7 protein-coding genes are annotated in these 7,298 nt (G+C 29.2%); 3 read left to right on the top strand and 4 right to left on the bottom strand.

Going from position 1 to position 7,298, the window contains the following annotated elements; translation table 11 throughout:
• Nucleotides 1-162: 162 nt before the first annotated feature.
• Nucleotides 163-429 carry a hypothetical protein gene (locus Q0762_RS13695; protein ID WP_298767664.1) on the bottom strand — a complete coding sequence of 89 codons (267 nt, stop codon included), beginning with the start codon at nt 427-429 and terminating at the stop codon, nt 163-165.
• 82 nt (nt 430-511) lie between these two features.
• Here Q0762_RS13695 and Q0762_RS13690 point away from each other — a divergent pair, with 82 nt between their 5' ends.
• Nucleotides 512-1,141: a CoA pyrophosphatase gene (locus Q0762_RS13690; protein WP_298767662.1), complete on the top strand. Its 630-nt coding sequence runs from the start codon at nt 512-514 to the stop codon at nt 1,139-1,141.
• Nucleotides 1,142-1,200: 59 nt separating this feature from the next.
• Complete coding sequence (locus Q0762_RS13685; protein WP_298767660.1) at nt 1,201-2,016, top strand: 1-acyl-sn-glycerol-3-phosphate acyltransferase; 816 nt, start codon at nt 1,201-1,203, stop codon at nt 2,014-2,016.
• Nucleotides 2,017-2,044: 28 nt separating this feature from the next.
• Here the strand turns inward: Q0762_RS13685 and Q0762_RS13680 are convergent, their stop codons facing one another.
• The 3 genes from Q0762_RS13680 to Q0762_RS13670 form a co-directional block, all read right to left on the bottom strand.
• Nucleotides 2,045-2,476, bottom strand: a complete 432-nt coding sequence (locus Q0762_RS13680; RefSeq protein ID WP_298767658.1) for a DUF4268 domain-containing protein — start codon at nt 2,474-2,476, stop codon at nt 2,045-2,047.
• 66 nt (nt 2,477-2,542) lie between these two features.
• The gene (locus tag Q0762_RS13675; protein ID WP_298767656.1) at nt 2,543-3,124 is read right to left on the bottom strand and encodes a tRNA-(ms[2]io[6]A)-hydroxylase; all 582 of its coding nucleotides are present in this window, start codon (nt 3,122-3,124) and stop codon (nt 2,543-2,545) included.
• Between the two features lie 53 nt (nt 3,125-3,177).
• Nucleotides 3,178-5,097: a cation:proton antiporter gene (locus tag Q0762_RS13670; protein WP_298767654.1), complete on the bottom strand. Its 1,920-nt coding sequence runs from the start codon at nt 5,095-5,097 to the stop codon at nt 3,178-3,180.
• 182 nt (nt 5,098-5,279) lie between these two features.
• Here Q0762_RS13670 and Q0762_RS13665 point away from each other — a divergent pair, with 182 nt between their 5' ends.
• Entirely contained in the window at nt 5,280-7,106 is a 1,827-nt protein-coding gene (locus tag Q0762_RS13665; RefSeq protein ID WP_298767652.1) for a sodium:proton antiporter, read from the top strand.
• Nucleotides 7,107-7,298 lie beyond the last annotated feature (192 nt).

Raw genomic sequence — 7,298 nt, 5'->3', positions numbered from 1 at the left:
ACCATCTAAAATTTATAAATTTTAAATGGTTTTTTTTAGAATTGTTATTTATAAGTCTGCTACTTCTGAAAGTGCTTATTTAAACATTAAAGCATAAAAAGGATGCCGTTTCAATCCTTAACGCCGGCGTCTTAATTAACTCTTGTTACAACTATAAAAAGATTATTTTTCAATTAAATTTTCGTCTTTTCTTTTTTGAATTACATAACTATAAATCCACATTATTGTAAATGTTGGTATAATATCTAAAGGAAGAATCTCTTCAAGAAAAACAACAATACCAGCTATTTTACCTTCTTTACCTTTGTACATTTTTGTCATAAAATAACCAGATACAGGCGCCCAAAAAAAGTCTAAAAAAGGCACAGGTATTAAACCAATAAGATCTAAACCTATACTTACTATTAATTTTTTATATTTATTATTCATAATTTATATAAGTCAAAATTCTTGCCAAAAACATAGTGCTTTAAAGAGAATAGCATAATTTAGCTAAAAATAAAGAGTTTTTGTGAATTTTATTCAATTTAAAAATAAAATAGAAGATTTTAAAGGTAAAAAATTAGGTGGTTTAGCTGCGCAATTTAAATTAGCGCCAGAACTTCGCCTGCATTTTAATGAAGATAAAATTAAGGCGAAAAAGCCAAGAAAAGCAGCTGTGTTGGCACTTTTTTATCCAAATAAACAAAACCAAACCACATTTCTCTTAACAGAAAGAGCGCGTTATAAAGGCACACATTCTGCCCAAATTAGTTTTCCAGGAGGTAAATATGATAAGGAAGACATAAATTTGCAAGCAACAGCAATAAGAGAAACTTTTGAAGAAGTAGGAGTAAAGCCCAATAAAATTAACGTCATTAGAGAGTTAACCTCAGTTTATATACCACCAAGTAATTTTTTAGCAACGCCATTTTTAAGTTTTACCGAAAAACAACCGGTTTTCGCAAAAAATTACGAGGTAGAAAATACCATAGAAGTGCAATTAGAAGATTTGTTAGATGATGCTTCTTTAACAACCAAAGCTGTGCAAACCTCTTACATGGGAAAAACAGAAGTGCCTTGTTTTCGGTTAAATAATTATATAGTTTGGGGTGCCACAGCCATGATGCTTTCTGAAATTAAAGAATTGTTAAAACACTAAATTTTACGTTTTGTTTCGTATGTTTGCTTTTCGTAAATTTTTAGATAAATTAATTAACAATGCCATTGTTTAAAAGAAATGTTTTCGGACATATTTTATTTTTAAAAAAATACATTATTCGAATTTTCGGATTAATTTCTCATGGTAGATATCGAAAGTTCAATAATTTACAAATAGAAGGCTCAGAAATTTTAAGAAATTTACCAGATAAAAATGTTTTATTTATCTCAAATCACCAAACCTATTTTGCAGATGTAGCCGCTATGTTTCATGTTTTTAATGCTGCATTAAAAGGTAGAGATGATTCTATTAAAAACGTTGGTTATATCTGGAATCCTAAGTTAAATGTATATTTTGTAGCTGCAGGAGAAACCATGAAAGCAGGTTTATTACCTAAAATATTTGCTTACGCAGGCTCTGTTTCTATAGATAGAACATGGCGAAGTGCAGGAAAAAATGTAAACAGACAAGTAAAAAATTCTGATATTTCTAACATTCAAAAAGCCATTGGAGATGGTTGGGTAATTACTTTTCCACAAGGTACTACAACTCCTTTTAAACCTATTAGAAGAGGAACAGCACATATAATAAAAACTTGTAAACCCATTGTTGTGCCTATAGTTATAGATGGTTTTAGACGTTCTTTTGATAAAAAAGGACTTAATATTAAAAAAAGAAACGTTTTACAATCAATGGTAATTAAAGAACCTTTAGAAATTGATTATGAAAATGAAGATATTGCTTCAATTGTAACTAAAATTGAATATGCTATAGAACAACACCCATCTTTTCTAAAAGTTTTGTCACCAAAAGAAGCAGAAATTTATATTAAAGAAGAAGTAGAGTTGAACAAAAAAAGAGAATTTTGGAGTTAGCGCAACTTTTAAAAATTAAAGCTTTAGTTTAAATGTTTTTTATAACATCTTCATATTCATAGAAAAACAACTCTAATTTAGTCATGTTTTCTACATAAAATTCATAGCAATCTCTCCAAGTATTTTTATTATGAATGCTAAACTTCTTATCAAAAGGAATGTATATTCGTTGAATTGTTTTTCCACTTTCTAAAAGATATTCATCATCATAAATCACTTCAGGAATTTCTTGTTTTAGCAACATTTTTAAAGAAAGCCATTGATCATAGTAAAGTAGGTTTTTCAATTCATCAGGATTTTCTAAATCTAAGCAAACCATTGCTTTTTTTCTATCGGCTACAAACTTAAAAGCCATTCCTTTTACTTTGGTATTGTATAACAACCATTTTTTGGGGAACGATTTACCAAAACTTGTCCAAAATTCTTTCCTTATTTTTTCAGCTTCAGCTTTACTAAACATTGTTGTTTTTTAGTGATATTGTTTTTAATGTTTAATTTTAAAATTTCTTATTATTACTAACAATTATTACCCATGAATCTTAGCAACTGTACCACGTTCTTTCATTAATTGTGCTTCAAAAGCTAACAAAGCGTTCCATTTTTTGTCTACAGTAGCTCTGTCTTGATATTGTCTTGCAAATTGTAAAAAAGTAGTATAGTGTCCTGCTTCAGAAATCATAAGATTTTTATAGAATTTACGCAGTTCTTCGTCTTCCATATTTTCAGAAAACACTTTAAAACGCTCGCAACTTCTCGCTTCAATTAAAGCCGCAATTAATAAACGTTGCACTAATGCATCTGTTCTATCTCCTGTTTTTTTAAAAAACTTTTGTAAACGAATGGCATAATCGTTTTTTTGTTCTCGACCTAAAACCATTCCTCTTTTTACCATTAACAAATGCACCATTTTAAAATGTTGCATTTCTTCTATAGCAATATTGCTCATTTCTTTTACCAATTCTGTTTCTTCAGAATAATTTATAATAATAGAAACTGCATTAGAAGCGGCTTTTTGTTCTAAAAAAGCATGATCTGTTAATATTTGTTCTAAGTTTACTTTAGCAATTTCTGCCCAAGAAGTTTCTGTTTCAAATTGTAAGCCTAACATATGTTATATTTAAAAATGCAAAAATAAAGAATTTAAAAATTGATTGGTATTTTTTAAGTGTCAAATCTAAAACATATATCTTCTAAACTTTTTTCTGCTCCAACAAGCGTCATAATATCTCCCAATCTTAAGCGCGTATAACCATGAGAAACAAGTAATTGACCGTTTCTTCTAACAGATAAAACCAACACATCAGATGGCAATCTTAAATCTCTTAAACGCATGCCATGTATGTCTTCATTTCTAATTTCTATATCCATAGAATCTTGACCTTCATCCATACCCAACAATAAAGAAGCAGCGTTTGGAGAACGCACAAAATGGTCTAATAAACCAACTAGGGCAGTAGCTGGTTCTATAATTAAACAACCTAATTTATGAAATTTATCAAAATTTTCTCTCCTGTCTAAACGCACAACTACGTTAGATGTTCCAACGTTTTCATAAATTAATTGTGCCAATTTATAGTTTTTATCATCACCTAACATTAATACAATTCCTTCTGTTTTTTCTAGCTGTAAAGTTTGTATACTTTTTAAAGAGTAATCTTCTAAATGAATATATTCTGTAGCAATTCCCTTATCAAAATCCACATGATCACAACCAATTAATCGAGTTTCCCAATTGTGTTTTTCTAGTTGTAATGCTAATGCAATAGATTGGCTTTCAATTCCAAAAATTACTGCATCTCTAGTACCATCAAACTGTTGTAAACTTGCTTTGGTATGACTCTCTTTTACAAAATTTAAAGCCCATTTAAACAATGGTGGGCCAACCAATTGATTAATTACAATAATGGCGATTACAATGGCCTCAAACTTATGGCCCCATTCTGGAAATTCATTAGCAATAATTGTTGCCAATCCTAAGGCAACTCCTGCTTGCGTTAAATAAGGCATCCATGCAATTAAACGATATTCTTTTTTGTCTTTTGCGGCATAAACACCAAATAAACCTCCAAAAAACATGGTTAAAAGACGTAATGTAAATAATGCCAAGGCAATACCAAATACGCTATATAAAATTTGTAATGATAAAGACGCGCCAGTTAACGTAAAGAAAACAATATAAATAAAGGGACTAATTTCTTCGAGTAATTCAGAAAACTCAACCCTATGTTTGCTATAATTGGTTACTACAAAACTACCAATTATACAAATTAAAAGTGGCTCTAAAACAAACTCGTGATGCAAATAAATACCTGTTTCTAATTTTACATAATAAGCAAAAATATAAACAGCATAGCCTATAATTACAATTAAAAAAGCCTTTAAACTGTGTGGTATTTTATAGTTGAAAGGTAATTGTAATAACTTGCCTAATAAATAGCCAATACCAAAAGAAGTTAGCAATTCTAACAATAAAATAATTAGAAATAAAAAGCCAATTTCCTCTCCTTTTATAAAAGCCTTGGCAATAGAAAAACAAACTGCAAAAAGTATAATTACCAAAACATCTTTTACAACAGTTACGCCCATAACCGTTTTAGTAAAAGGACCATTAGCACGCATTTCATTAATTACAGCAATGGCAGAAGATGGTGATCTCGCAACAAAAATTGTACCGAATAAAATACTTATAGCTATTTTAGTTTTTGAAGATAATGTTGCCATAAAAGGTATGGCATCTGCTACAAAATAGATTGTTAATGAAGAAATTACAAAGGTAATTACCAATTGTCCAATCGTCATCCATTTTATACTGTTTATTCTGCTTCTTAAATCATTTAAATAAAGTTCAGATCCTGCTGAAAAAGCAATAATAGCCAAGGCAATTTCATTTAAAAAATGGAGTTTGTCTATGGCATCTCTAGGAATAAAATTTAAAACAGAAGAACCGGCAATGATACCTGTTATAATTAAACCTGTAATAAGTGGAAATTTTATTTTTTGAAAAACTTTAGCGATTTGATTTGCTGCAATAGCAACAATTACAAAACCTACTAAAAAAAACAGTATTGATTTTATGGGCATTAAGTAATATTTTTAAGAATTTTAAAGATATAAATTAAACTAAATTATGCAAATTCAAATCTCATTTATATTAATTTTTGCAATAAAAAACAACGAATTAGAAAATATAGTTAAAAAAAAGCTTTTATGATTGTGAGATGCGTAAACATTGTTAAATTTACGATTCAACTTTTTTTATACATATGTTAGAATTAGCAGGAATAATTATCTTAGGAATATTAGCGCAATGGGTAGCTTGGAAGTTTAAAATTCCGGCAATTTTACCTTTAATTTTAATTGGGCTATTAGTAGGTCCAATTGCAGCTGCATATTTTAGTGAAGATGGCTCTAAATGGATAGAACCCGTTTGGAACGGTACAAAAGGACTTTTTCCTGGAGATAGCTTGTATTATTTTGTTTCTTTAGCCATAAGTATTATTCTTTTTGAAGGTGGTTTAACTCTAAAAAGAAGCGAAATAAAAAATGTTGGGCCGGTAATTACCAAACTTATTACACTAGGTTCTGCCATTACTTTTTTTGGTTCAGGTATTGTTGCACATTATGTTTTTAATCTTGGTTGGGAAATTTCATTTCTGTTTGCCGGTTTAATTATTGTTACAGGACCAACTGTAATTACACCAATTTTAAGAAACATTCCGTTAAAAAAAGATGTTTCTACCGTTTTAAAATGGGAAGGAATTTTAATAGACCCTATTGGTGCTTTAGTTGCTGTCTTAGTTTTTGAATTTATTAGTGTTGGTGGTGGTGGTGGTTTTACCAAGACAGCTTTAATTGAGTTTGGTAAAATTTTATTATTTGGTACAACTTTTGGTTTTACCTTTGCCCACGCTTTAGCTTACATCATTAATAAAAAAATGGTGCCACATTATTTATTAAACGTAGTTTCTTTATCTACAGTTTTATTGGTTTTTGTAGAATCTGAAATTTTTGCTCATGAATCTGGTTTATTAGCAGTGGTAGTAATGGGAATGGTATTAGGAAACGGAAAACTAAAAAACTTAAAAGAATTATTATATTTTAAGGAATCTTTAAGTGTTTTATTAATTTCAATTTTATTTATTCTTTTAGCAGCAAATATTAATATAGAAGATTTAATGTTGTTGTATACCTGGAAAACTGCTGCATTATTTGCTATTGTAGTTTTTGTAATTAGACCTTTAGCTGTTTTTTCTAGCACTATAAATTCGAAATTAAAATTAAACGAAAAACTTTTTATAAGTTGGGTAGGTCCAAGAGGTATTGTGGCTGCAGGTATTGCTTCTTTATTTGGTAGCAAATTATTAAAACAAGGGGTAGAAGGTGCAGAGTATATTACACCTTTGGTGTTTATGATTGTTTTAGGAACTGTACTTTTAAACGCAACTACAGCAAGATTATTCGCTAAAATTGTAGGTGTTTTCTTAAAAAAATCTGATGCTATTTTATTTGTTGGTGCATCTAATGCATCTCGTTTAATTGCCAGTTATTTAAAAAATAAAGGCAAACGTGTAATACTAATAGATTCTAACAAAACCTTTATAGAACAAGCTAAAAATAGTGATTTAGAAGCTTTACAAGCAGATGTTTATGATGATGATTTGGCAGATAATATAGAGTTGAATGATGTAGGTTATTTAATTGCCATTACAGGAAGTGATATGGTAAACAAATATGCATTAAACCGTTTTTCAGATGAATTTGGAGAACATGGTTCTTATAAAATTGCATCATCTAAAGAAATTACAGAGGCTAATTTAGAGGAAAGAGAACACTTTTTTACGCCAAATGATGATTTTATCAACCTAAGTGAAGCGTATAGAGAAAACCCTAATATTATTGAAGTTACTATTGAAAATGAACAAAAATACAATACTGTTTTAGATTTACTTTCTAATGAAGAAAAATCTATACCTTTATTTGTTGAAAACAAAAAAGGAATTTTTTTAATACCAGAATTTGAGAAAGCAGGCGATGTTAAAGAGAATTTAACGCTTTCTTATTTAGGTAAGAAATTGGTTATAGATAACTAAGATTATTTGCCTTACAAACCAATATATATATTAGAAAAGTAACTTTTTTTAGGCGCTTTCAGAAGTAGATAAAAACTTGTTTATCAGTTAAATAAGTTGTATTTTAGAGAATAACAAACCCCGAAAACGAGCCGTACACTCAAAAAACGGGGTTTTAATCTATCTATGTATGACTAAAATACGAAGAATCTC

This window comes from uncultured Polaribacter sp., assembly GCF_947495205.1.
Lineage (GTDB): Bacteria > Bacteroidota > Bacteroidia > Flavobacteriales > Flavobacteriaceae > Polaribacter.
This window is presented reverse-complemented; position numbering and strand designations above follow the sequence as displayed.

Bases quoted from the DNA above. Each gene is read 5' to 3' on its own strand.
- Q0762_RS13675 (WP_298767656.1), bottom strand. From the start codon at position 3,124: ATGTTAGGCTTACAATTTGAAACAGAAACTTCTTGGGCAGAAATTGCT.
- Q0762_RS13685 (WP_298767660.1), top strand. From the start codon at position 1,201: ATGCCATTGTTTAAAAGAAATGTTTTCGGACATATTTTATTTTTAAAA.
- Q0762_RS13670 (WP_298767654.1), bottom strand. From the start codon at position 5,097: ATGCCCATAAAATCAATACTGTTTTTTTTAGTAGGTTTTGTAATTGTT.
- Q0762_RS13680 (WP_298767658.1), bottom strand. From the start codon at position 2,476: ATGTTTAGTAAAGCTGAAGCTGAAAAAATAAGGAAAGAATTTTGGACA.
- Q0762_RS13665 (WP_298767652.1), top strand. From the start codon at position 5,280: ATGTTAGAATTAGCAGGAATAATTATCTTAGGAATATTAGCGCAATGG.
- Q0762_RS13695 (WP_298767664.1), bottom strand. From the start codon at position 429: ATGAATAATAAATATAAAAAATTAATAGTAAGTATAGGTTTAGATCTT.